Origin of the sequence: Dyella sp. OK004 (genome assembly GCF_900114495.1) — a bacterium.
GTDB lineage: Bacteria > Pseudomonadota > Gammaproteobacteria > Xanthomonadales > Rhodanobacteraceae > Dyella_D.
Window position 1 is genome coordinate 551,436 of sequence record NZ_FOZI01000003.1, and the last position, 22,097, is coordinate 573,532.

Genomic DNA, 22,097 nt, shown 5'->3' on the forward strand with positions numbered 1-22,097 from the left:
AGAAACGGCCGCTGGTGGCGCGTGCGCGCCTGCCATCACCATCCTTCCGCGAGAGTCCTCCATGCCTGGCAGCCATCCTCCCGTCATCGTGATCGGCACCGGCCTGTCCGGCCTTTCCGCTGCGCTTGCACTGGCTCGTGCTGGCCGTGAGGTGGTGGTGCTGGAAGCTGCCGATAGCCTGGGTGGTTGTTGCTCTACCAACGAGATCAATGGCTACACGTTCAACAACGGCGCCGTCTATGTGGCCGTGCCTTCGCTGCTTCGCAGAGCCTTTGATCAGCTGGGGCTGAATTTCGATGTAGAGGTGCCGCTGGTGTCTATCGAGCATCCGCACGAGACGCATCTCGACGATGGCACGGTTGTGCACCTGGGTGCGCTCGACACGGCGCGGATGGAGGGGCACCGGGCATCGGCGCGCACCGCACTGTTGCGCGATGGCCTACACAAGCTGCAAAGCAACTGGCAACCCATTTACCGCCGTCTGCTTGACGGTGTCCTGCCGTTCGAGCCTTCCCTGCCGCGGACACTGGCTCAACTCTGGCGTTATCTGCCGGAGCTGGGCGGCCGGGCAGATCGACTTATCGCTCGTTATTTCCCGGACCCTGCATTGCAAGCGGCGGTTGCCTCCACGTTGCTTTACACCGGTACGGCACCGGGGCGCTTGCCTTCTTCCCAGCTGATCGGCCTGCTGGCCTTGCTGGAGGAAGGGTTCCACTTGCCGAAGACCGGCATGGGCGCGATTACTACCGCGCTGCATCGCGCACTCCTGACGCTTGGCGTGTCCGTGCGATACGGTTGCAACGTTGTGCAAATCGAGGTGGCTAGCGCGGGTGTGACGGGCATTACGCTGGCCGGTGGCGAACACATTCCCGCGCGCGACGTCATCGCGACCTGTTCCGGCTTCAGCGTGGTCAACCGCTTATTGCCATCCACGGCAGTGCCGCCTGCTTTGCGGCGCACAGCGCGCAAGGCGCCACTTTCGCACCGGGCCATCGCCGTACAACTGGGTGGCCGGTTCGAGGCCTCATCCAACGCCTTCATCGTCAATCACGTGCCTGATATGGATCGCCAGGGCGCCATGCATCTGGCCGCGACCGATACGCCGCGCTGGCTTTCCTGGACGTCGCCGAGCCAGGTGCTGACCGGCCTTGCCCCGGCCGGCAAAGCAGTACTCGAGCTGTACGCACCGGTGTCGGGTATCGAACGCGCCGAGGCATGGACGCCGGCTATGACCGAGCATGCGCTCGAAACACACCTGGCCGCGTTGCGAAACCATCTGCCGGCACTGGAGATTGATACTGTGAGAACGCTCGACCCACAGGCCTTCGTGCGCGAGCGGCATCTGCATGAAGGTGCTCTCTACGGCATCGCGCCCGGCGCAAATCCCAATACCTATTTTCCACATCGCACCGCCCTGCCCGGCTTGTATCTGGCCGGCCAGACCACCTTTCCTGGCTTTGGCGTAGCTACGTCGATGTACTCAGGGCTGCAGGCGGTGGAAAGCCTGTTGCTTGCGCGCCGCCAGCTCTGAAACTTTCATAGCGTTGCAAGCAAAGGTTCGAATGATGGTATCGCTTCACAGCTCACATTTGTGCTGATTGCCAGCCTCTATCTCTTGATGCGGAAAGCCGATAGTCAACGACTTGAAGGTCACCAGGAAACCGCCGTTGGCCCAACCCCAGGAACCAGTGCCGTATTGCGGTGAATAGGCATCGCACGTGCGGCCCAGATAGATGGCTATCCCAGCCGATTTAAGTACCGCACCATGCGGGTTGATGCTGGCCGCGTACTCGTTACCCTTGCCGTCGAGATAGCTGGCATTGGGGGCCACTGAGTCGGTGGCTTGAGAATCTGCGATATGGCTGGCCATTGCCATTGCAACGAACGCAGAAAATAGATGCTTCATCATCTTTAAGGGTTCTCTGTTTTGTCAGGGCATAAATGCTTTGAGCCAGCTTTAAGTTCCGCCATTTTTCGCTATGCTCGCTGGAATCCGGCCTCCATGCCATCGGTATTTTCACAGGAGCTTGCATGACTTCTGTTCGTTTGACCGACCTCGCCCATGGCGGCGGCTGTGGCTGCAAGCTCGCGCCTTCCGTGCTTCAAGAGTTGCTCGCCAACAAGCCGGCGGCGATGCCGTTCGCGCAGCTCCTGGTGGGCACCGAGTCCAGTGACGATGCGGCGGTGTGGCAGGTGGATGAGCGCACCTGCGTGATCGCCACTACCGATTTCTTCATGCCGGTGGTCGACGATCCTTATGACTTCGGTCGCATCGCCGCAGCCAATGCGCTGTCCGACGTGTACGCGATGGGCGGCAAGCCGATCATGGCTTTGGCCATCCTGGGGATGCCGCTGGGCAAACTGGAAGTGGAGACGGTGCGCGCGATCCTTGCCGGTGGCGAAGCGATCTGTGCGGAGGCCGGTATTCCCGTTGCCGGCGGCCACTCGATCGATTCGGCCGAGCCGATTTACGGTCTCGCGGCAATCGGTCTGTGCGCGCCTGCTCATGTGCGCCGCAACTCCGCTGCGCAAGCGGGCGATGCGCTGATCCTGACCAAGGGCATTGGTGTCGGCATCTATTCGGCGGCCTTCAAGAAGGAGGCGCTGCCGGCGGATGCGTACGCGGAGATGCTGGCTTCGACCACGTTGCTCAACAGCATCGGCCACGAGCTGGCCAAGGATGAGGACGTGCATGCGATCACGGATGTCACCGGTTTCGGCCTGTTGGGACATGGCATGGAAATGGCCCGCGGCAGCGGCGTGCGAATGAAGATCGAGCAAGCGCGCATTCCCTTTTTCGCCCAGGCCGAAGCTTTGGCCGAAGCGGGCTACATCACAGGCGCTTCCAAACGAAACTGGAACAGCTATGGCGATGGCGTCGCCCTGCCCGCTGACTTGCCCGAATGGCGCCGCGCCTTATTGACCGATCCGCAAACTTCGGGCGGCCTGCTGGTGGCCTGCAAGCCGGAACGGGCCGAAGCGATCCGCGCGATGATCGAGGCCGCAGGCTATCCGCGTGCGAGCATCATCGGAGCGACGATGGCGGGAACGCCGGGTATTGAGGTGGTCTGACTTTCGCTCTCTCCCGGTTGGGGTGTATCGACCTGGCCGCTTATGCAGCGGGCATTCCGACTCGCTGCCGCGAGCCGGGTCACTTTCTCTTTGCTGGCCCAAAGAGAAAGTAACCAAAGAGAAATGGCCTGAGAGCAGGCCGTGTGCTTTGTAGCTGCGCTTTTTCCAGTGTCAGGCATCTGGATAGTTTCTCTTCTTGTTCCGCTCTCCTCTGGATTGGATTAGCGCCGAATCTCCGCTAAGCGCGCCTTTCTCCTCCCCCTGCTCGCAGGGGGAGGCCGGGAGGGGGTAAGCCCTTGTGAAAACCTCTCCCGATACGCTTTCTCAAGTACTCACCCCTCCCCAACTCTCCCCTGCGAGCAGGGGAGGGGGCAAGAGCGAAGGTGAGAGAACCATTTCGACGCCTGACACTGGAAAAAGCTTAGCCACGAAGCACGCCGCGCTCTTTAGACCATTTCTCTTTGGTTACTTTCTCTTTGGGTCAGCAAAGAGAAAGTGACTCGGGCGCCGGCAGGCGTCCGAAATGCCCGCTGCATAAGCGGCCAGGTCGAGAAAACCCAACGATTGACGCCCGCTTCATAAGCGGCCAAGCCGCGACAACCCAACCTGGAGAGCCACCACGAAATGGCGGAAGAGAGTGGGAGTCGAACCCACCCGAGACAGTCTGGCTGCCTCACCCGGATTTGAAGTCCGGACGCCCCACCGGAGACGATTCTCTTCCATTCAACGCGGTCATCATGGCGGGGCGGATCCGAACAAGTCGAGGTACCGCGCCTGGATCCTGCGCAAGGTGCCGTGATTGAGCGTGACGCCTTGCCGGTCGAAGAATTCTAGTATCTGGATCGCGACTTTTCGACCGTTGTCGAGACGGTCGCGAAATTGCGCCGCCGTAAACCGGCCGTCGGCCGCCTGTGAAGCAAGGTCGGCGGCGATCAACGCCATCTCGTGCGTGGTCGCGCGCAGGAAGAAATGGTCGTGCGCCACTTCGTCGGCCAGTCCCAATCGCGCCGCGAATAGCAGCAGCTGCCGGATGTCCTGCTCCGGACGTGCAAGCACCCCGGCGATATCGCGCACCCGCGGTGGACGGAAGCGAATGTCGCCGCCAAGCAGTGGCGCGATCGTCTGCCATAACATTTCGCGTTCCGGGCTCAGCTGCAGGGAATGGCTGGCGAGTCGCACGAAGGCGCCGTCGCGGACCACGTGTCCCACGAAGTCGGTGTGCTGCAGCGCCAGCGCGAAAGCGGCAGCGGGCAGCTTGGGTTGCAACGCCAGTCGCAGTTTTTCCCGACCCACGCCTTGCAAATCCGGATTATTTGCGTGGAAGGTTTGGAGATATTCGACCAGGCCGGCAACGAAGCCTTGCCAGCGTGCCTGGCTGACCGCGACGCGTTCCTCGCCCATACCGAAGACGACTGGTGAGAGCGCGGCGACGATGGCATCGAGTTTGGCAGCGGACAATACGCGATCACGCGCGAAAGCCGAGAGATCCCATGCGAACGGCGGCGCCTCAAGCAAAGCGGCGAAGGCCTCCTGCGGATCGGCGTTAGTCAGCGCAGCGCGCTGGGCCTCGCGCTCGGCGGTGCGGCGTTGTCGCGAAGGCGCGTGCAGATCGAGAAACTGTCCGCCGCCGATTGTACGCTGGGCGGAGACATCGCGCAGCACGAAGCGGTCGAGCGCTGCGGCGGCGATCGGCTGACTCAACACCAGTTGCACGTCGGCCAAGCCGCCTGGCCGCAATTGCTCACCTTCGAGCACGACGACGCGCGCGCCGACATCGACGGCACCATGATGCAGTCGCGCCGGAAACCATTGGCCGATCGGCTTGGGCTCGCCGGGCAGAAGATGCAGTCGCGCGTCGATGCGGTCGGTAGGCGCGTGCAGTGAGGGATCGACGACCATGTCGCCGCGATGGATCACATCCTTGGCGATGTCTTCGCCGGTGAGGTTGAGTGCGCAACGGTCCCCTGCCCGGCCACTCTCCACCGGTTGGTTCTGTGCATGCAGCGAGCGCACGCGTGCAGTGAGTCCCGAAGGGCTGAGCAAGACTTGATCCTTGATGTGCACCACGCCGGAAAGCACGGTGCCAGTCACCACCACGCCGATACCCGGCAAGGTAAACACGCGATCGACGGCAAGGCGGAAACGGCCATCATCGGCGCGCGCGCCCAGCCTGTGTGCTTCGGCAGCGAGCCGGTCGCGCAGCGCATCAATGCCCAGACCAGTGGTCGAAGAGACCGGCAGAATGTCGGCGCTCTCGAGCACGGTGCCCACCGCCGCTTCGCGAATCTGCGCGCTCACTTCGGCCAACCGTTCGGGTGTTACCAGATCGGCTTTGGTGAGTGCGATAAGGCCGCGCCCGATGTGCAGCAGATCCAGGATCGCCAGATGTTCCAGGGTCTGCGGCATCACTCCGTCATCGGCCGCCACCGTCAGCAGCGCGATGTCGATGCCGCTGGCACCGGCCACCATGGTGTGCACGAAACGCTCATGCCCAGGCACGTCAATGAAGCCGAGGATGGTGCCATCTTTCAGCGGAAGATAGGCGAAGCCCAGATCGATGGTGATGCCTCGCGCCTTCTCTTCTTTCAGGCGGTCACCATCGACACCGGTCAAGGCTTTAACTAGCGACGTCTTGCCGTGATCGATATGGCCCGCCGTGCCAACGATCATGGAGTGTGCGCAGCCAGGCCGTCGGTGTTGAGCTCGGCGAGGTTCGCCAGGAACAGTGTTTCGTCGGCTTCGGCAAGGCAGCGCACATCCAGCTGCAGCGCACCGTCGGCGACGCGGCCAATGACCGGACGCGGCAGCGTGCGCAACACGGCGGCCAGATGCTCCAGCGCTTTCTGGCTACCGCGCGCGCGAACCATCAATGCGGAGCTGGCGAGCGTATCCAGCGGCAGCGCGCCTGAGCCGATCTGGCTCAGGCAATCGCCAACCTCTACGAGGAAGGCGTCGCCGAGTCGCTCAGCCACGGCTGGCTGCAGGCGGCGTGCCTGAGCTTCAATGTCCGCTTTGCCGCGCGCCAGGAAGCGCAGCGTGGGCAGCCGTTCGGCGAGGCGATCAGGGTCACGATAGAGATTCAACGTCGCTTCGATCGCGGCAAGGCGAAGCTTGTCCACGCGCAGCGCGCGCTTGAGCGGATTGCTATTGATCTGATCGATCAGCACGCGATCGCCAACGATGAAGCCAGCCTGCGGGCCGCCCAGCAGCTTGTCACCGGAAAAAGTGACCAGCCGCGCCCCCTCCTCCACGGCCTGCCGTACGGTCGGTTCCTTGGCGAGTCCGTAATTCGACAGATCAACCAGGCTGCCGGAGCCCAGATCGTTCAACAACGGCACACCAGAGGCATCGGCGATCGCGGCTAGCTCACGCGCACCGACTTCCGCGGTGAAGCCCTGGATACGATAGTTCGAGGTATGCACCTTGAGCACGAGGCCGGTGCCGGTGTTGATCGCGTTACGGTAGTCCGCAGGATGAGTGCGGTTGGTGGTACCCACTTCGACCATGCGTGCGCCGGCCCGCGCCATGATGTCGGGCATGCGGAACGCGCCGCCGATCTCGATCAGCTCACCGCGCGACACCACTGCCTCGCGTCCGAGCGCGAACGTGTTGAGGCAAAGCAGTACGGCGGCGGCGTTGTTGTTGACCACGGTGGCATCTTCCGCGCCGGTCAATTCGCAGAGCAGGCCGCGCAGGTGATCGTCGCGCTCTCCGCGCGTGCCGTCGGCAAGGTCGTATTCCAGCGCCACGGCGTGACGCATCGCTTCTACCGCTGCATCGATGGCCGCCTCCGCAAGCACTGCTCGGCCGAGATTGGTGTGCAGCACGGTGCCGGTGAGATTGAACAGCGGGCGCAGGGCGGGGGCGCGCGCTTCAAGCAGGCCCCGTGCAATTTGCGCGACTTCAGTGGCGGTGGGCGCTACGGCGAGTGCGGTACGCAAGACCCCGCGCGCTTCGTCGATGGCCTGCCGAACGGCGTCAGTAGTTGCGACGCGGCCGTGGCGTTCCAAAAGCACAGCCGCTTCGGCTGTTGCCAGGACGGCGGCAACCGCAGGGAGGTGGCGCAGCGAGGTTGCCTCGGGTTCGGCCATGCAGCTCATCCTGTGACATCGCCTGACGCGCGGCGACAGAGATTCAGTGTAGTTCGTATGCTGCGGCGCGGAGCGCGTGAGGGTCAAGGTGAACTGGCAGCGGGTATGCAGAGATCTTCAACTGAAGTGAATGCTTCGCTCCCTCCCCTGCTCGCGACGCGAAGCTAGTCCCGTGGGACAGAGGAGGGTTGGGGAGGGCTGAGTACTTGAGGCAGAGTCCGGGAGAGGTTTTCTCAAGAGCCAACCCCCTTCCAGCCTCCCCCTGTCCCACGGGACTAGCTTCGCGTCGCAAGCAGGGGGAGGAGCAAAGCTTAGATTCGCACCATGGTGACTTTGGTCAAATGCCGTAGCATGCTCGACACCGTTGTATTCGCTCAAAAGTCTTGCCCCTCCGCAGCGCACCCGGCCTGCGGCATCCGGCGGGCAATGTCGTGCCCTGTAGGGCCGTCACATCCCAAACGGTTCGCAAGGGGGAACGATGCCCGCCGCATTGCAAACAGCGCGTACTGTGCGTCTGTTCGTGTTCCTGCTGCTGGCGGTCGCCGGCTTGTTCTACGTGAAATGGCATCCGTACTACGACCGCGCCTTCGTCGCTGCGGCTCAGCATTCCATCGGCCATTCCATCCTGATGGGCGACGCGGCGAGCGCGCCGGCGCCGTCCTGGAACGCGGCGTTTGGCTACGCGTTGGCTTACGGCAAGGCGATCTGGCAGGCGATGGTGTTGGGTTTGTTGCTGGGATCGGGCATTCAGGCGTTGCTGCCGGTGAACTGGGTGCAGCGCGTACTCGGCGGCCGCGGCTTCGGCAGTGTGCTGGCCGGCGGTCTGTTGGCGGTGCCTGGAATGATGTGCACCTGCTGCGCGGCACCGGTCGTCGTGGGCCTGCGCAAACACCAGGCGACGCCCGGAGCAGCGATGGCGTTCTGGCTCGGTAACACGATGTTGAATCCAGCGACGCTGATATTTATCGGCTTCGTGCTCGGCTGGCACTGGACCTTGCTGCGTCTGTTGCTGGGTGTGCCGATGGTGTTCGGGCTCGGTTACCTGGCCAACCGGCTGACGGGGCCAAGCCCGACGGCGATGGCCGCATCGTTACCTATGGAGCCCGAGCCGCGCTCGCTGGCTGAGGTGGGCCGGTGCTGGATGCAGATCTTCGCGCGAATGACGGTGCGGCTGATTCCCGAATACGTGGTGATCGTATTGCTGCTGGGTGCGATGCGCGCGTGGATGTTCCCCCACATCGGGCCTGAAATCGGCGACCAATGGTTCTGGATCGCGGCCTTGGCGCTGGCCGGCATGCTGTTTGTGATTCCGACGGCTGGCGAGGTGCCGATCGTGCAGGCGATGCTGGCCCTGGGACTGGGTGGCGGGCCGGCTGCCGCCTTGCTGCTCACCTTGCCTGCGGTGAGTCTGCCGTCGCTGGCGATGTTGGCGCGTTCCTTTCCCGTGCGGACGCTAGTGGTGATCGCCATGGCCGTGGTCGGCTTCGGGATCCTCGGTGGAGCGCTCGCGTCGTTGCTGGGGATGCGCTGAAGCCGCCAGGCCTTACTCGGCCACCGCTTCGCTTTCGCCAACCAGCAGCAACGGATTGGGTGCGTGCCGGGCAAAGCCCGCCTCGGCCACCAGCAAGTCGAGGCCCAACGAGGCGAGATCGTCCGCGTACGGATCGACCTGCATGTCGTGCGCCTGGTAGAGCCGTTTGGCATAGGTATGGCATTCGCCGCAGGTCTCGGCCTTGACCACGCCATCGTCGCCTTCGATGCCTTGCAGGGCTAGCTGACGCGTGCCGCCGCAGGTGATGCACACGGCGCGCACGTGGTTCCACGCGGCGGAGCACAGCGAGCAGTACAGGTAGCGGGTGCCGGGCGTTACGCCGCTCGCCGTGATCAGGCCGGCGACCGAAGGCGAGCCGCAACACGGACAGAGCCCGCGTTCTTCGAGCAATCGCAGGTCTTCGGCCTTGAGGCGCGCCGCTGAGCAGGTGAAGTAGACCTGCAGGGCGGCGGCGACAAAGACAGCCGCTGCCGCATCGGCAGCGGCCAGCCCGCCACGCAGAAATTGGTCAGCCAGTTTGTCTAGTGCGGCGGCGGCGCTGCACCGCAATTGATCCATCGCATCCAATGCGGCGGGCGGCAGCTCGCTGCGATCCATATGATCGAGCAGCAAGGTGAGTCCTTCGCGCCACGCCGCGTCGCGACGATGACCATCCGCCGCCAGTGGTGGCAGGCGCGCTTCCGTGGCCTGGGCCACAGCGTCCGGAGTGAGCGCCGCAGCGGGAGCAAGCGTCGTCGCCACCGCATGCTGAGCCTGTGCCAGTGAGGCCATGAAGTACAGCCAGGCATCCATCGGATGCCCCGCTGCGAGATGTTGCAATCGTTGCGCGGTGGCCGCGAAGCGTTTGGCCGGATCGGCTAGCAGGATCGGATCGGGTGCCTTCACGCCGGCGTGGGACGGACCGGTCCATTTACCGCTGGGTGGTGTTCCGGCCTGCTTCACGGACGCTTCCTGAAAACAGACTTGTCATGCTGGTCGGAAGCCAGCTCCTGCAGCCATTTGCGGTGGTGGCGCCAGGCCCATCCGGGTGTGACATAGCCTTGGGTCATCGAGCGCACCGAGTTGCGAATCCAGATCGCCGCGTACACGTGGACAATCCACACGAGGATCGCCGCGATCGCCGCCAGACTATGGATCAGCACGGCCGCACGCTGCACCGGAATCGACGTGGCCGCACCGAAGTAAACCTCCCAGATCACCAGTCCGCTGAAGAACAGCACCGGAATCAGCAGCGTCATCGACCAGAACACCATCTTCTGGCCGGCGTTGTTGCGGCCGACCGGTGGCACGCGTTGATCGTCGTTGGTCACCACGTACTTGATCGACTTCATCCACTCGACGTCATCTTTGTGCACGAGATTCTCGCGCCAGAACTGCACGATCAGGCCGAGGTAGCTGATCAGCAGCACGATGCCGATCCATGGATGCGCTGCCCGCGCCCACTGTCCGCCACCGAACAGCTCGGACAGGAAGAACAGCATCGGGTGGAACATCGACAGGCCCGACAGCACGAGCAGCACGAAGCAGATGGCGGTGATCCAGTGGTTGACCCGGTTCAGCGTGGTGTACCGGACGATCACGGTCTTCTCGCGCGTCATGATGTCTTCTCCGGTTCGTGCGCCGCACCTTCACGCAGGACGCGCTCGCCCTCTTCCTCGTCCGCTTCGGTCACCTCGTTCGGGCCGGCGGTGATCCAGTGGAAGAAGCCGCCCAGGGCGGCGAGCGCAATACCCATCAGGGCCAGCGGCTTGATGACGCCCTTCCACGCACCGACCATCGGACTGATCCGCGGCTTGTCAGGCAGACCCGAATACAACGATGGCTTGTCCGCGTGATGCAGCACGTACATCACGTGCGTACCGCCGACTTCCTGCGGGTCGTAAAGGCCGGCATTTTCGAAGCCGCGTGACTTCAGGTCGACGATGCGCTCCGCCGCCTGGTGCTTCATGTCGGCCTTGGAGCCGAACATGATCGCGCCGGTAGGACATGCCTTCACGCAGGCCGGCTCCATGCCGACTGCCACGCGGTCGGAACAAAGCGTGCACTTATACGACTTGTGGTCCTTCTTGCTGATCCGCGGGATATTGAACGGACAGCCTTTCTCGCAGTAGCCGCAACCGATGCACTTGTCGCTGATGAAGTCGACGATGCCGTTGGCGTACTGCACGATCGCGCCAGGCGCCGGGCAGGCCTTCAGGCAGCCCGGATCTTCGCAATGCATGCATCCGTCTTTGCGGATCAGCCACTCGAGATTGCCCTGCTCGTTCTCGTACTCGGCGAATTTCATCAGAGTCCACACATTGGGACTCAGGTCCATGGGGTTCTCGTAAGACCCCTCGAAGTGGCCGATGTCCTGCCGCAGGTCGTTCCACTCCATGCACGCGGACTGGCAGGCCTTGCAGCCAATGCAACGGCTGACATCGATCAGCTTGGCGACCTGATCCTCGTGGCTGCGCGCCATGGGAGGCGTCATGGTTGACGCCGAGCGCCGGACATAGTCTTGCGATTGCAGATCTGACATGACTGTCCCCTCAGGCCGCCACAGGCGCGCTGGTCTTTTCCACGTTGACGAGGAATGCTTTGAACTCAGGTGTCTGTGTATTGGCGTCGCCGACGGACGGTGTCAGCGTGTTGGCGCCGTAGCCCTTCCTGGCTTGCCCGGTGAAACCCCAATGGATCGGTACGCCGATCACGTGCGTCGGCTTGCCGTCGACTGTGAGCGGCTTGATGCGCTTGGTCACATAGGCCTTGCACACTACCTCGCCGCGCTTGGAAGACACCTTCACCCAACCGCCCTGCTCGATGCCCTTCTCCTTGGCCAACACCTCACCGATCTCGACAAACTCCTCCGGCTGGAGGATCGCGTTGATCAGTGCATGCTTGGTCCAGTAGTGGAAGTGCTCGGTGAGACGGTAGGTGGTCGCCACATACGGGAAGTTCTTCGGACTGCCGAACGCGGACCTGTCATCCGCAAACACGCGAGCCACCGGATTGGCGCTTACCTTGGGATGCAGCACGTTCTCTACCGGCGATTCCAGCGGCTCGTAGTGCTCGGGGAACGGACCGTCGGCCATCATGTCGCGGGCGAACAAGCGGCCCATGCCTTCCGCATTCATGATGAACGGGCCAACGCCATCGGACGGCTTTACGGTGGGACCGTAGTCGGGCACATCGATGCCTACCCAGCGCGTGCCGTTCCAGGAAATAACCGGCTTGGCCGGGTTCCACGGTTTACCCTCCGGATCGGCGCTGGCGCGGTTGTAGAGAATGCGCCGGTTGGCCGGCCACGCCCATGCCCAGTTCGGCGCGATGCCCTGCTCGCGCGGATCGGTGGCGTCGCGGCGGGCCATCTGGTTGCCCTTCTCGGTAAAGGAGCCCGCGAAAATCCAGCAGCCCGAGGCGGTGGTGCCGTCATCGTGCAGCTGGGCGAAGCCGTCCAGCAGCGTGCCGGCCTTGGTCACTGCACCGGTGGTCGCATCAGTGAGATCGGCCAGCGCGCGGCCGTTCATTTCCTTGGCGAGCTCTTCCGGATCGGGGCTGATTGGGTCGGTGTACTTCCACGTCACGTTGAGGATCGGGTCGGGGAAGGCGCCGCCTTCCTTGCGATACATCTCGCGCAGGCGATGGAAGATGCCACTCATGATCCAGATGTCGGACTGGGCTTCGCCCGGACCATCGGCCGCCTTCCAGTGCCATTGCAGCCAGCGCGCCGAATTGACCAGCGAGCCGTTTTCCTCAGCGAAGCAGGTGGTCGGCAGCTGGAACACTTCGGTCTGGATCTCGGTGGACTTGGCCGGGTTCTGCGGGCCGAAGTCCTGCCAGAAACGCGAGGTCTCGGTGTCCAGCGGATCCATGGTGACCAGGAACTTCAGCTTGCTCAGGCCACGGCGGATCTTGCCGCGATCCGGAAACGCCTGCAGCGGGTTGAAGCCCTGGCAGATATAGCCGGTCATCTGATCGTTGTTCATCATCTCGAACGCTTTGATGATGTCGTACAACGGTACGTCGAGCTTGGGCAGCCAGTCGTAGGCCCAGTTGTTGTCCTTGGTGGCGGCATCGCCGTAGATCGCCTTCTGCAGGCTGACTACGAACTTACGGTAGTTCTGCCAGTAGCTGGTCTGGCCCGGGCGCAGAGGCTTGTACAGCTTCGTCTTCATGTAGTCGTCGAAGCTGGGTTCCTTGTCGGTGGGCAGATTCAGGTAGCCCGGCATCAGGTTGGAAAGCAGGCCGATGTCGGTCAGGCCCTGGATATTGGAATGCCCGCGCAAGGCGTTCATGCCACCACCGGCCACACCGATATTGCCTAGCAGCAGCTGGACCATCGCCATGGTGCGGATGTTTTGCGAGCCCACCGAATGCTGGGTCCAGCCCAGCGCGAACAGGCTGGTCATGGCCTTGTCCGGTGCGGCCGTGCCGGCGATCAGATCGCAGATGTGCAGGAACTTGTCCTGTGGCGTGCCGCTGATGCGCGAGACCATCTCCGGCGTGTAGCGGGAGACGTGTTGCTTGAGCAGGTTGATCACGCAGCGCGGGTCTTGCCAGGTGTCGTCGGACTTGGCGAAGCCATCCTTGTCCAGCTCGTAGTCCCAGCTCGACTTGTCGTAGCTATGGGTTTCCTCGTTGTAGCCGCTGAACAGGCCATCCGCGAAAGCGAAACCATCCTTCACGATCAGGCCGGCGTTGGTGTACGCGCGCACGTACTCGTGCTGGATGGCGTCCTTCTCCAGCAGATAGCGGATCAGGCCGTTGAGGAACGCGATGTCCGTGCCCGGACGGATCGGCGCGTAGTAGTCGGCTACCGAGGCCGTGCGGGTAAAGCGCGGGTCGACCACGATCAACTTGGCGCCGTTCTCGATCTTCGCCTCGATCACCCATTTGAAACCGCACGGATGCGCCTCGGCGGCATTGCCACCCATGACGACGACGACATTGGCGTTCTTGATGTCCTGCCAGGTGTTGGTCATGGCACCGCGACCGAATGATGGGGCCAGACTGGCCACCGTCGGTCCGTGTCAGACGCGCGCCTGGTTGTCGAACACCACCATGCCGAGCGAGCGGGCCACCTTCCACGTGAGGTAGGCGGTTTCGTTGGACGATGCCGAGGCGGCCAGCATGCCGGTGCTGGTCCAGCGATTGACCGTGGTGCCGGCGGCGTTCTTCGCGATGAAGTGCTTGTCGCGATCTTCCTTCATCAACGTGGCGATGCGGTCGAGAGCGAAGTCCCAGGAGACTTCCTTGAACTCGGTGCCACCCGGCGGCCGGTAGCGCGGTGCCTTCAGGCGGGTGGGCGCATGCACGATATCGAGCAGCGCCGAGCCCTTCGGGCACAAGGTGCCGCGGTTCACCGGATGATCCGGGTCGCCTTCGATATGGATGATATTGGAGCGCGCATTCTTGGCACGGTCACCCATGCTGTAGATCAGAATGCCGCAGGCGACCGAGCAGTAGGTGCAGGTATTGCGCGTTTCAGTCGCGTGGGTGAGCTTGAAGGGCCGCACGGCGGCGGCTTGCGCCTCCCCGGAGGCCCCGAAGCCGAGCATGCCTAAGCTCGATGCTGCCAAGCCCAGGCCGGTGAACTTGATGAACTCGCGGCGAGTCATTGCCATCGCTTGCGCTCCCGGGAAATCTGGCTAGACATACCGCCCGCTGGATGGGCGGTGGACGTGGCTCGAATATCTCCTGAAGGCGACGGGAGTGATCCCGTTGCTTGGCCGAAAAGTAGCATAAATCTCTGGACTTGGCGGTCCTGGCTAAGCTTGTAGGCCCATCCCGGGGAACGTCGCGCGGCGTTGCTCGTGCCCTCACCTCACCTTGATCACGATCTTGCCCTTGGCACGCCCGGTCGCGAGATATTCCATCGCTTCGTTGGTTGCCTGGAAGGAAAAGATTCGATCCACGACCGGGCGGATGGCGCCAGCCTCGACGAGCGACGTGATTCCGCTCAGCTGCTCTCCGTTAGCGCGCATGAATACAAACGAGTAGCTGACCCCGTGGCGCCTGGCCTGCTTGCGGATACCGAAACTCAGCAGGCGCATGACCTGCTGCAGGAACCCATTCAAGCCACTCTCCTTGGCGAAGGCCGCATCCGGCGGACCAGAGATGGAGATGAGTTTCCCGCTGGGCTTCAGCACCTTGAGGGATTTTTCAAGCGTACTCTTGTCCAGACTGTTGACGACAACGTCATAGCCGTTCAGGACCTGCGAGAAATCCTCTTTCTTGTAGTCGATCACCACATCCGCGCCGAGGCTTTTGACCAGGTCGACATTCGCCGTGCTGGTCGTCGCTGCCACGGTTGCACCGATGTGCTTTGCCAGTTGGATGGCAAAGCTGCCGAAGCCGCCGGAACCGGCGTGGATCAGAACTTTTTGCCCCCTCTTCAGCTGGGCGCGCTCGATCAATACCTGCCAGGCCGTCAAGCCCACTAGAGGGATAGAGGCAGCCTCTTCCATCGTGAGGTTGGTCGGCTTCAACGCCACGTCGGCCTCGTTCATGGCGATGAACTCCGCGAGCGTCCCGATCCGGTCCTGGCGGGGTCGCGCATAAACTTCATCGCCCGGTTTGAACCGTTGCACCTTGGAGCCGACGCGGACGACCACACCGGCGACATCGTTGCCCAGGATCAACGGCAGGCGATAAGGCAGGATGAGCTTGAATTCACCATCCCGGATCTTGGCATCCAGCTGATTCAAACTGGCTGCGTGGATCGCGACCAGGACGTCATGGTCGCGAACCTCCGGCTCCGGCATGTCGCCGAGGCGCAACGCGCTCTTGCTCTTGTAACGATCGACGATGAATGCCTTCATGCTTGCTTCTCTGGGGTGGTTATGGGTGCGGTGCTGTCGACTGGGGCGATGGCGCGTGCAGTCATGCCTTGGCGTCGGCGTCGAGTCGCAGATCTTTTCGAATGCCCGCGTCCACTAATCCAGCCGGCGCAAATCGGCGCAGCAAGCGCAGACGGTTCGCGAGCCCGCCGGCCGTGTAGCGGAGTTTTGGCCGGGTGGCCGTAGCTGCTTCCAGCACGACATCAGCCACGACGCTCGGCTCGTCCGCGCTTGCCATCACCTCCTTGAGCACCTTGTCCAGAAGTACACGAACGTCGAGGTACTCATCGAGCTTTGCATCGGGGGCCAGAAAGTTCGCATCGAATTTTGTCTTTGTGTAGGCCGGTTCGATCACCGAAACCCGGATGCCTCTTGTGCGCAACTCGTGATCGAGTGACTCCGAATAGCCCTCCACCGCATGCTTCGTCGCGGCATAGAGCGCTCCGTAAGGCATCGGAAGAAAACCGAGCACCGAACCGATGTTGATGATTCGGCCACTCCCCAGGCGCCGCATGTGCGGCACGACGGCGCGAGTCATGCGGACAAGTCCAAAGAAGTTGGTTTCAAAGATCGCTTTGGCTTGCTCGATCGAACTCTCTTCCGCGCCGGCAGGCGCAACGCCGAAACCGGCGTTATTCACGAGCAGGTCGATGCGGCCATGCCGGCGCAGCACCTCCTTGACTACCGCCTCGACTGACTCATCACGGGTCACGTCGAGCGGCAGCATGTCGAACATTCGTCGCCCCGCCTGGCCCCCTTGCCTGCTGGTGCCATAGACCTTGTAGCCGGCCTTCGCGAGTCGCTGCGCCGTAGCCTCGCCGATGCCCGATGAGGCACCCGTGACGAGAGCGACACGATTTTCGATGTTCATGAGAGTGGCCTTAGTGTGTGTATGATGATCATCATATTTCTACTCGAAATTTAAACCGGCACTGACGCGCATAGAACGTCAGTCGCCGGCAGGAGTGAGGTGATTCAGTGTTGCCTTGCGCAACGCAGCGGAAAGTTTTGGATCATCGACGGCCCGCGCCAGAATCAGTGTGCCGACCATCGTCGCCACGGTGACAAGAGCGTGCTCGTGTGCCCCCGGCTGCCCCCAATCAGGCGACTGGCGGGCGACGAGATCGATCATTTCCTTGATGCGGCGCGTGGCGGCGCGCCGGACTTCCGGTGCCTGGCGCGGCATCTCCGACCCCAGCGCGGCAGTGGCGCAACCCGTCTCAACCGCCGCGACGTGCGCTTCCGACAGATAAGCCTGCATCATGGCCTGGAGCGTCAATGGCGACGGCGACTCGGCAGCGATGCGCTCCATCATGGCTACGCTTTCACTGCCAGCGCGGTCCGCGGCTTCGGCGAGCATCGCCTCGCGCGACGGGAAATGAGCGTAAAAGCCACCATGCGTCAGGCCGGCCTCCTTCATGATGTCGGCAACGCCGGTGCCGTTGTACCCGCTACGTCGGATGGCGCGCGCGGCGGCATCGACAATCCTGTCGTGCGTTGCTTCTTTGGAGCGGGTGACGGCTCGTTTCATATGACGGTCATCATACATAATTCAAATGCTCGATGCAAGATGGCCCTACCTGCCCTCGACCGACACCTGGCCCAGCCCGCTTCGCTAGCTCAGAACATGACTTGCGCGCGGACTTCGAAGACGTCGGGATCGACGCTTACATTTCGCTTCTTGCTCTTGGCGAGGATGTAGTTGGCCTGCAACTTCAGATAGCGGTTGATGTACCAGTTGGCGCCGAAGGTCCAGTCATGCTGTTTGCCGCCGAGCACCGCCCCGTCGTTGAGGTCCAGCTGGCTGTAGCGAATGGCGAGTTCCAATGCCCCGAGGGCGCCCTTGGGTTTCACGTCGCTGACATTGCCGCCCGCATAACCGCGCGATTCGCCGGTCACCACCCAGCTGCCGAAGGCATAGAAACCCTCGCCGTGATAGGCGGGCTTGCCATTGAAGAACTTGACCTTGGCGTCGAGATATTCGCCCTGCAGTGACCATGGCCCATGAATCCACAGACTCTCGAAACCGCGCCGGTCTATGTAATCGGTGAAGGGCAGATTGCCGGAGTCGATCAATCGTACGGTGGTCAGCCCCGCCTCCGGGCGGGAACGCAGGCGCGCGCTGGGCGGCGTATGTATGCCACGACCATCGGTGGACCCATCCGGCGTTTCGCGTGATGCCGACACGCCCAGATGCACGACATCGCCGGGCTTGTTGAGGGGTGTCCATGCCGCACGCGCGGCCACGGTATGGCCGTGGTTGTCCCCTTGCAGATCGCGCTGGTAGTAGCCCGCGTTGATCAGATAGGCCGGGCGCAGCCATTGCCAGTCGACGCCAATGCGACGACCGGCATAGACGGCCTGCATGGGTAGCGCGGTTTCGAGGAAGGTGGTCGAGCCGGTGCCGGTGTTGCCTTCGAAGCCGACCGGGAGTTTGGACTGTCCGACGCGTACGGCGCCCAGGTCGTTGCCGAACAGCGCTTTGGTCTGCAGGCGAAAAAAGACGTCTAGCCAGGTCTTGGCCTGAAAGTCATAGACAACCGTGGCGTCGTAGACATCCTTCTTCTTGATGTAAGCGCCGAATTCCTTGCGCCGATTGGTGCTTGAATCTTTCAGCCGTCCATCGTCGTTGGAGAAGTTGTCGAGGTCGTCCTGATACTTGACCGCCAGTCCCAAGTCGGTGCCATCGCTGAAGACGTAGTGGGTAGGCCAGTTGTCTCTGAAGTTGTAGGACGGGCTAGCGGTATCCGCAGCATTGGCCAGGATGGGCAGAGCCAGGGTCAGCGACATCGCTACCAGCGGTTTCTTCATCGTGCAGCTCCCCTCGAGGTTGGATGGGCGGCTATACAGCCGCCCATCAATCAACAATCACGTACGCAGCAGGACACGGCGCCACCCTGGCGCCCGCGCACCCATCGAAACAGAACTCCCCCGCACCGTGCCGGTTTGCACAGATGTCCAGTCAGTTAGACGGCCAGATTATTTTCGGTCTCATCGACGTAACGTGAGTAAGCCAATCCAATCGACCCATTGGAAAGCACCGTGGCCGTCACTGTCAGCTTGAATTTTTCCGGTGCCGCGGCGATGTAAACGTTGGGCTGACCGGGTACGGGCTGGAATTCGGAGCCTGCTATTTCAACGCCACAAGGCGTGGTATCAGGAACGTCCCAGGCTGCCGTATCGTTCTCTCCCGGGGGCGGCGGCATGGGTACGGCGACTTTCAGGTTGCCTTTGAGCATGACCCTATCCTTCTTGGTCAGAACAAAATGGCACGCCATCGCGCGCCATCCGGATCACGGCGCTCAGCCACCGATGTAGTACATCTCGATCTTGTGATTCTCCAGGCCGCCCTTCTTTCCGCGTTCCTCGCTATAGCGATCGGTACGCTCGCGCCACACGTTCTGCAGCACCTCGAGCAAAGCTTCATCAGAGCTTCCGTTGCGCAATAGCGCCCGCAGATCCTTCCCCTGTGTGGCGAACAGGCAGGTGTACAAGACGCCGTCGGATGACAGCCGCGCCCGGGTACAGCTTCCGCAGAATGGCTGACTGATGGACGAGATCACACCAATCTCCCCTGCCCCATCGACATAGCGATACCGCGTCGCGACTTCCCCCGGGTACTTGGAGGGAAGCGCATCCAGCGGCCAGCGGCCATGGATGCTCTGCAGCAGCTCGCGCGACGGCACCACCTGTGCGGTGTCCCAGTGGTTGCGATTGCCGACATCCATGTATTCGATAAAACGCACGACGATGCCCGTGCCGCGAAAATGCTCCGCCAGCTCGAGCACGGCCGATTCGTTAACGCCACGCTGCACGACCGTATTGATCTTCAGCCCTTTGGGGAAACCTTCGGCGCGCGCCGCCTCGATGCCGGCTATCACCTCTTCGAGCTTGCCGCGCCCGCCGGACATCCGCTGGAACAGCTCAGGGTCCATCGTGTCCAGGCTGATGGTGACGCGATCCAGTCCGGCCTCGCGCAGCTCCCTCGCCTGACGGGCCAGCAACGCGCCGTTGGTGGTGACAGCCAGGTCTGTAATGCCCTGAATCTGGCGCAGTCGTTTAACCAGATCAGCCAAATGCGGACGCAGCAGCGGCTCACCGCCGGTAAGGCGCAGCTTGCTTACCCCGAGGCGTGCGGCCAGGCGGCAGAGCCGCTCGATTTCGTCAAAGTCGAGCCGCTGCTCGCTGCTCAGGAAGGTGAAATGCTCGCCATAGGTGGCCTCCGGCATGCAGTAAGGGCAGCGGAAGTTGCACCGGTCCATGACCGAGATACGAAGGTCGCGCAGGGGGCGTCCATGCTGGTCACGAGGTTGCGACACCCGGGCATCTCCATCAGTCATATCGTTGAGTTCAATGATGAGGAAGCTACCAGTGCCTTGATGGCAAAGGCCAGATCAGCTGCCAAGTTCCTGGAAAGCGTGTCCATTGGCCTCCAGTCCTTGCAGGACCGGCGGTGGCAATTCATTCGCCCAGACGTGACCTTCCAACTGCCACTGGCTCGCATCGGCGAGGTCCGGCAGTCCTGCTCCCTTCCGTATGTAAAGCCCCAGCGTCGGTCTTTTCGGATTGATGTAGAAGTCAAATTCCTGCATGGACTTGCCCTCCCGCAGACGTCGCCTCGCGATCGCTCACTTGCCACCGGGTGCCAGTACCACGACGGCCTCGGCGGTCAATTGCAGGAAGGTGAAGGTCTCCTGCAAATACAAGCGAACGGAACTTTCGGTATGGCTCAGGTAGCCGATGGAGATGTCCTGGCCAAGGTGCAGCTCGAAATCGCCGCCACGCGTGCTAAGCACGACACCACCCTTGATGGCCGGCGCCCAGATGATGTCGCCATCCACCAGGTTCCGGATGTCCTTGATCACCGGATACCCTTCTTCGGTGGCGCCGCTGACCGCCGTATAGGGCTGCTCGCCCAGCAACAGCGTGTAAGGGCCGTTGACCCCCATTTCGCGCAGCTGGCTTATCGCTTGTGCCACTGCAGCGGGGTAGCCATCCACATCGGTGGGGAGCGCGATCGCGGGGTTGCTGCTGCCGCGGCGAATACCGCGGATGCCGGCCGCTTCGTAACCTTCGAAGACCACACGATCTTCGGCGAAGGCGATCTTGCGCGCGGCATCCTTGAGCGGCTGCAAATCGGGATCGTTGGCCCCGCGCGCCACCGAATCGATGGCACTGCGCGAAAGCTCAAAGGGAACCCGCAGCTCCACCAACGCCTTCGCCTCACGCAACGAAGCCTCGATGCCGTCATCCGGTGGCTGGATCTTTTCCTGGTGGCCGGTGCCCACCGCCGCGCTATCGAGGCCTTTCGGTCCCACCACATCCACCACCCGCCGCGCGGCCAGATGGCGTTTCAGGGTGCGCGCTGCTTCCTGCTCGATCTGTTCCCACGCTTCCGCGGAAATGGGCGCGAGTCCACGATGAAGATTATTCATGTGCTGCTTCTCCTTTGAGCGAACCGATACCGAGCGAACCATCGGATGTGCCGGCGCCGGGCACATCGGCGGCTGGTGAAGGGCTGGAAGGTCCTACCGACACGTCGGCGAGGAAGGTGGCGGAGGGCACAAAGAACAATGAGCCGGTGACGGCTTTGCTGAAGTCGAGCAGGCGGTCGTAGTTGCCCGGCGGCCGGCCCACGAACATGTTGGTGAGCATCTTCTCGATCCGGTCCGGGGAGCGGGCGTAACCGATGAAGTAGGTGCCGAACTCCCCTTTGCCGACATCGCCAAACGGCATGTTGTCGCGCAGGATTTCCAGCTGCTCGCCGTTTTCTTCAATAGTGGTCAACACGTTGTGTGCGTAGATCGGTTTGGCAGCGTCCTCCAGTTCGATATCGGAGAGTTTCTTGCGGCCGATGATCAGCTCCTGCTGCTCGACAGGCACCGTGTCCCACGCCTTCAGATCGTGGAGGTATTTCTGGACGATGACATAGCTTCCGCCGGCAAACACGGCGTCCTCGTCACCGATGGTCACGGTGTCAATGGCGTCCTGATCCACCGGGTTCTCGGTGCCATCGACAAAACCCAGCAGGTCGCGCGCGTCGAAATACTTGAAGCCGTGCACTTCGTCCTCGGTCATAACGGCGTCGCCGATGCGGGACATGATCTGGGTAGCGAGCTCGAAGCACATATCCATCCGCATCGCGCGGATATGGAAGAGTAGGTCCCCCGGTGTGGAGACGGCGTGGTGCTCGCCTTTGATTTCTCGGAACGGGTGCAACTCAGCCGGTCGCGGCTCTCCGAACAACCGATCCCACGCCTCTGAGCCGAAACCCATCACGCACGACAGGCGGCCATCCGGGTTGCGGAACCCGATCGCCCGCAAAAGGGAGGCCATATCGCTACAAAGCGCACGCACGGCATCCTCGTTTTGCGTCTCGGGCTTCAAGGTCACCACGAGAAAAATGGCCGCGCTCGTGAGCTTGGAGGTCACCGACTGCGAAATGATGGAAGGCACTATCCACTCCTGATGATGGGGTTTCGAAAACATGGTCGAGCCACGATAAAGCCATCCATGTTAGCCAACTATCAATCTTTATCGATCCATCCCTCCCATGACGAC

19 protein-coding genes and 1 tRNA gene are annotated in these 22,097 nt (G+C 62.3%); 3 read left to right on the forward strand and 17 right to left on the reverse strand.

All coding sequences use genetic code 11. The features are described from left to right. The first annotated feature begins 61 nt into the window (after positions 1 to 61). Complete coding sequence (locus tag BM338_RS14905) at positions 62 to 1,531, forward strand: phytoene desaturase family protein (protein WP_090451986.1); 1,470 nt, start codon at positions 62 to 64, stop codon at positions 1,529 to 1,531. A 45-nt stretch (positions 1,532 to 1,576) separates the two neighbouring features. Here the strand turns inward: BM338_RS14905 and BM338_RS14910 are convergent, their stop codons facing one another. Then, positions 1,577 to 1,909: a hypothetical protein gene (locus BM338_RS14910; protein ID WP_143109312.1), complete on the reverse strand. Its 333-nt coding sequence runs from the start codon at positions 1,907 to 1,909 to the stop codon at positions 1,577 to 1,579. Positions 1,910 to 2,031: 122 nt separating this feature from the next. Here BM338_RS14910 and selD point away from each other — a divergent pair, with 122 nt between their 5' ends. Further along, entirely contained in the window at positions 2,032 to 3,072 is a 1,041-nt protein-coding gene (selD, locus tag BM338_RS14915) for a selenide, water dikinase SelD (protein ID WP_090451990.1), read from the forward strand. 625 nt (positions 3,073 to 3,697) lie between these two features. Here the strand turns inward: selD and BM338_RS21645 are convergent. From BM338_RS21645 to selA, 3 genes are all read right to left on the reverse strand, one after another. Further along, positions 3,698 to 3,793 (reverse strand) — tRNA-Sec (locus BM338_RS21645). 14 nt (positions 3,794 to 3,807) lie between these two features. After that, positions 3,808 to 5,742 carry a selenocysteine-specific translation elongation factor gene (gene selB, locus BM338_RS14920; protein WP_143109313.1) on the reverse strand — a complete coding sequence of 645 codons (1,935 nt, stop codon included), beginning with the start codon at positions 5,740 to 5,742 and terminating at the stop codon, positions 3,808 to 3,810. After that, positions 5,739 to 7,163, reverse strand: coding sequence for an L-seryl-tRNA(Sec) selenium transferase (gene selA / locus BM338_RS14925; RefSeq protein WP_343124164.1), 1,425 nt, complete (start codon positions 7,161 to 7,163; stop codon positions 5,739 to 5,741). The genes selB and selA overlap by 4 nt, the downstream gene beginning before the upstream one ends. A gap of 478 nt (positions 7,164 to 7,641) precedes the next feature. Between selA and BM338_RS14930 the strand changes: the two genes are divergently transcribed. Further along, a complete protein-coding gene (locus BM338_RS14930; RefSeq protein ID WP_090451994.1) occupies positions 7,642 to 8,694 on the forward strand; it encodes a permease in 1,053 nt (350 codons plus the stop codon). Positions 8,695 to 8,706: 12 nt separating this feature from the next. On the opposite strand, the gene fdhE is transcribed toward BM338_RS14930, so the two are convergent. The 13 genes from fdhE to BM338_RS14995 all read right to left on the reverse strand — a co-directional run bounded on the left by fdhE (position 8,707) and on the right by BM338_RS14995 (position 21,968). Next, positions 8,707 to 9,657, reverse strand: coding sequence for a formate dehydrogenase accessory protein FdhE (gene fdhE, locus BM338_RS14935; RefSeq protein ID WP_090451996.1), 951 nt, complete (start codon positions 9,655 to 9,657; stop codon positions 8,707 to 8,709). Next, positions 9,654 to 10,313, reverse strand: coding sequence for a formate dehydrogenase subunit gamma (locus BM338_RS14940; RefSeq protein WP_090451998.1), 660 nt, complete (start codon positions 10,311 to 10,313; stop codon positions 9,654 to 9,656). The genes fdhE and BM338_RS14940 overlap by 4 nt, the downstream gene beginning before the upstream one ends. Beyond that, positions 10,310 to 11,236 carry a formate dehydrogenase subunit beta gene (fdxH, locus tag BM338_RS14945; RefSeq protein WP_090452000.1) on the reverse strand — a complete coding sequence of 309 codons (927 nt, stop codon included), beginning with the start codon at positions 11,234 to 11,236 and terminating at the stop codon, positions 10,310 to 10,312. Before fdxH ends, BM338_RS14940 begins: the two co-directional genes overlap by 4 nt. A gap of 10 nt (positions 11,237 to 11,246) precedes the next feature. Then, positions 11,247 to 14,321: a formate dehydrogenase-N subunit alpha gene (gene fdnG / locus BM338_RS14950; RefSeq protein WP_090452002.1), complete on the reverse strand. Its 3,075-nt coding sequence runs from the start codon at positions 14,319 to 14,321 to the stop codon at positions 11,247 to 11,249. A gap of 195 nt (positions 14,322 to 14,516) precedes the next feature. After that, complete coding sequence (locus BM338_RS14955; protein ID WP_090452004.1) at positions 14,517 to 15,518, reverse strand: NADP-dependent oxidoreductase; 1,002 nt, start codon at positions 15,516 to 15,518, stop codon at positions 14,517 to 14,519. Positions 15,519 to 15,579: 61 nt separating this feature from the next. After that, complete coding sequence (locus tag BM338_RS14960) at positions 15,580 to 16,407, reverse strand: oxidoreductase (protein ID WP_090452006.1); 828 nt, start codon at positions 16,405 to 16,407, stop codon at positions 15,580 to 15,582. A 78-nt stretch (positions 16,408 to 16,485) separates the two neighbouring features. Beyond that, positions 16,486 to 17,067, reverse strand: coding sequence for a TetR/AcrR family transcriptional regulator (locus tag BM338_RS14965; protein ID WP_090452592.1), 582 nt, complete (start codon positions 17,065 to 17,067; stop codon positions 16,486 to 16,488). Positions 17,068 to 17,156: 89 nt separating this feature from the next. Continuing rightward, complete coding sequence (locus BM338_RS14970) at positions 17,157 to 18,347, reverse strand: OprO/OprP family phosphate-selective porin (RefSeq protein ID WP_255367327.1); 1,191 nt, start codon at positions 18,345 to 18,347, stop codon at positions 17,157 to 17,159. Between the two features lie 155 nt (positions 18,348 to 18,502). Further along, positions 18,503 to 18,775 carry a hypothetical protein gene (locus tag BM338_RS14975; protein ID WP_090452008.1) on the reverse strand — a complete coding sequence of 91 codons (273 nt, stop codon included), beginning with the start codon at positions 18,773 to 18,775 and terminating at the stop codon, positions 18,503 to 18,505. A gap of 63 nt (positions 18,776 to 18,838) precedes the next feature. Next, on the reverse strand, positions 18,839 to 19,876 hold the full coding sequence (moaA, locus tag BM338_RS14980; RefSeq protein ID WP_090452010.1) for a GTP 3',8-cyclase MoaA: 1,038 nt from the start codon (positions 19,874 to 19,876) through the stop codon (positions 18,839 to 18,841). Positions 19,877 to 19,930: 54 nt separating this feature from the next. Beyond that, a complete protein-coding gene (locus BM338_RS14985) occupies positions 19,931 to 20,128 on the reverse strand; it encodes a hypothetical protein (protein WP_090452012.1) in 198 nt (65 codons plus the stop codon). A 36-nt stretch (positions 20,129 to 20,164) separates the two neighbouring features. After that, the gene (locus tag BM338_RS14990) at positions 20,165 to 20,971 is read right to left on the reverse strand and encodes a family 1 encapsulin nanocompartment shell protein (protein WP_090452014.1); all 807 of its coding nucleotides are present in this window, start codon (positions 20,969 to 20,971) and stop codon (positions 20,165 to 20,167) included. After that, positions 20,964 to 21,968, reverse strand: a complete 1,005-nt coding sequence (locus tag BM338_RS14995; protein WP_255367328.1) for a Dyp-type peroxidase — start codon at positions 21,966 to 21,968, stop codon at positions 20,964 to 20,966. The genes BM338_RS14990 and BM338_RS14995 overlap by 8 nt, the downstream gene beginning before the upstream one ends. Positions 21,969 to 22,097 lie beyond the last annotated feature (129 nt).

Bases quoted from the DNA above. Each gene is read 5' to 3' on its own strand.
- BM338_RS14960 (WP_090452006.1), bottom strand. From the start codon at position 16,407: ATGAACATCGAAAATCGTGTCGCTCTCGTCACGGGTGCCTCATCGGGC.
- BM338_RS14930 (WP_090451994.1), top strand. From the start codon at position 7,642: ATGCCCGCCGCATTGCAAACAGCGCGTACTGTGCGTCTGTTCGTGTTC.
- selB (WP_143109313.1), bottom strand. From the start codon at position 5,742: ATGATCGTTGGCACGGCGGGCCATATCGATCACGGCAAGACGTCGCTA.
- BM338_RS14965 (WP_090452592.1), bottom strand. From the start codon at position 17,067: ATGAAACGAGCCGTCACCCGCTCCAAAGAAGCAACGCACGACAGGATT.
- fdxH (WP_090452000.1), bottom strand. From the start codon at position 11,236: ATGTCAGATCTGCAATCGCAAGACTATGTCCGGCGCTCGGCGTCAACC.
- BM338_RS14990 (WP_090452014.1), bottom strand. From the start codon at position 20,971: ATGAATAATCTTCATCGTGGACTCGCGCCCATTTCCGCGGAAGCGTGG.
- selA (WP_343124164.1), bottom strand. From the start codon at position 7,163: ATGGCCGAACCCGAGGCAACCTCGCTGCGCCACCTCCCTGCGGTTGCC.
- BM338_RS14970 (WP_255367327.1), bottom strand. From the start codon at position 18,347: ATGAAGAAACCGCTGGTAGCGATGTCGCTGACCCTGGCTCTGCCCATC.
- BM338_RS14975 (WP_090452008.1), bottom strand. From the start codon at position 18,775: ATGCTCAAAGGCAACCTGAAAGTCGCCGTACCCATGCCGCCGCCCCCG.
- BM338_RS14905 (WP_090451986.1), top strand. From the start codon at position 62: ATGCCTGGCAGCCATCCTCCCGTCATCGTGATCGGCACCGGCCTGTCC.
- BM338_RS14955 (WP_090452004.1), bottom strand. From the start codon at position 15,518: ATGAAGGCATTCATCGTCGATCGTTACAAGAGCAAGAGCGCGTTGCGC.
- moaA (WP_090452010.1), bottom strand. From the start codon at position 19,876: ATGACTGATGGAGATGCCCGGGTGTCGCAACCTCGTGACCAGCATGGA.
- BM338_RS14910 (WP_143109312.1), bottom strand. From the start codon at position 1,909: ATGATGAAGCATCTATTTTCTGCGTTCGTTGCAATGGCAATGGCCAGC.
- selD (WP_090451990.1), top strand. From the start codon at position 2,032: ATGACTTCTGTTCGTTTGACCGACCTCGCCCATGGCGGCGGCTGTGGC.
- BM338_RS14940 (WP_090451998.1), bottom strand. From the start codon at position 10,313: ATGACGCGCGAGAAGACCGTGATCGTCCGGTACACCACGCTGAACCGG.
- BM338_RS14985 (WP_090452012.1), bottom strand. From the start codon at position 20,128: ATGCAGGAATTTGACTTCTACATCAATCCGAAAAGACCGACGCTGGGG.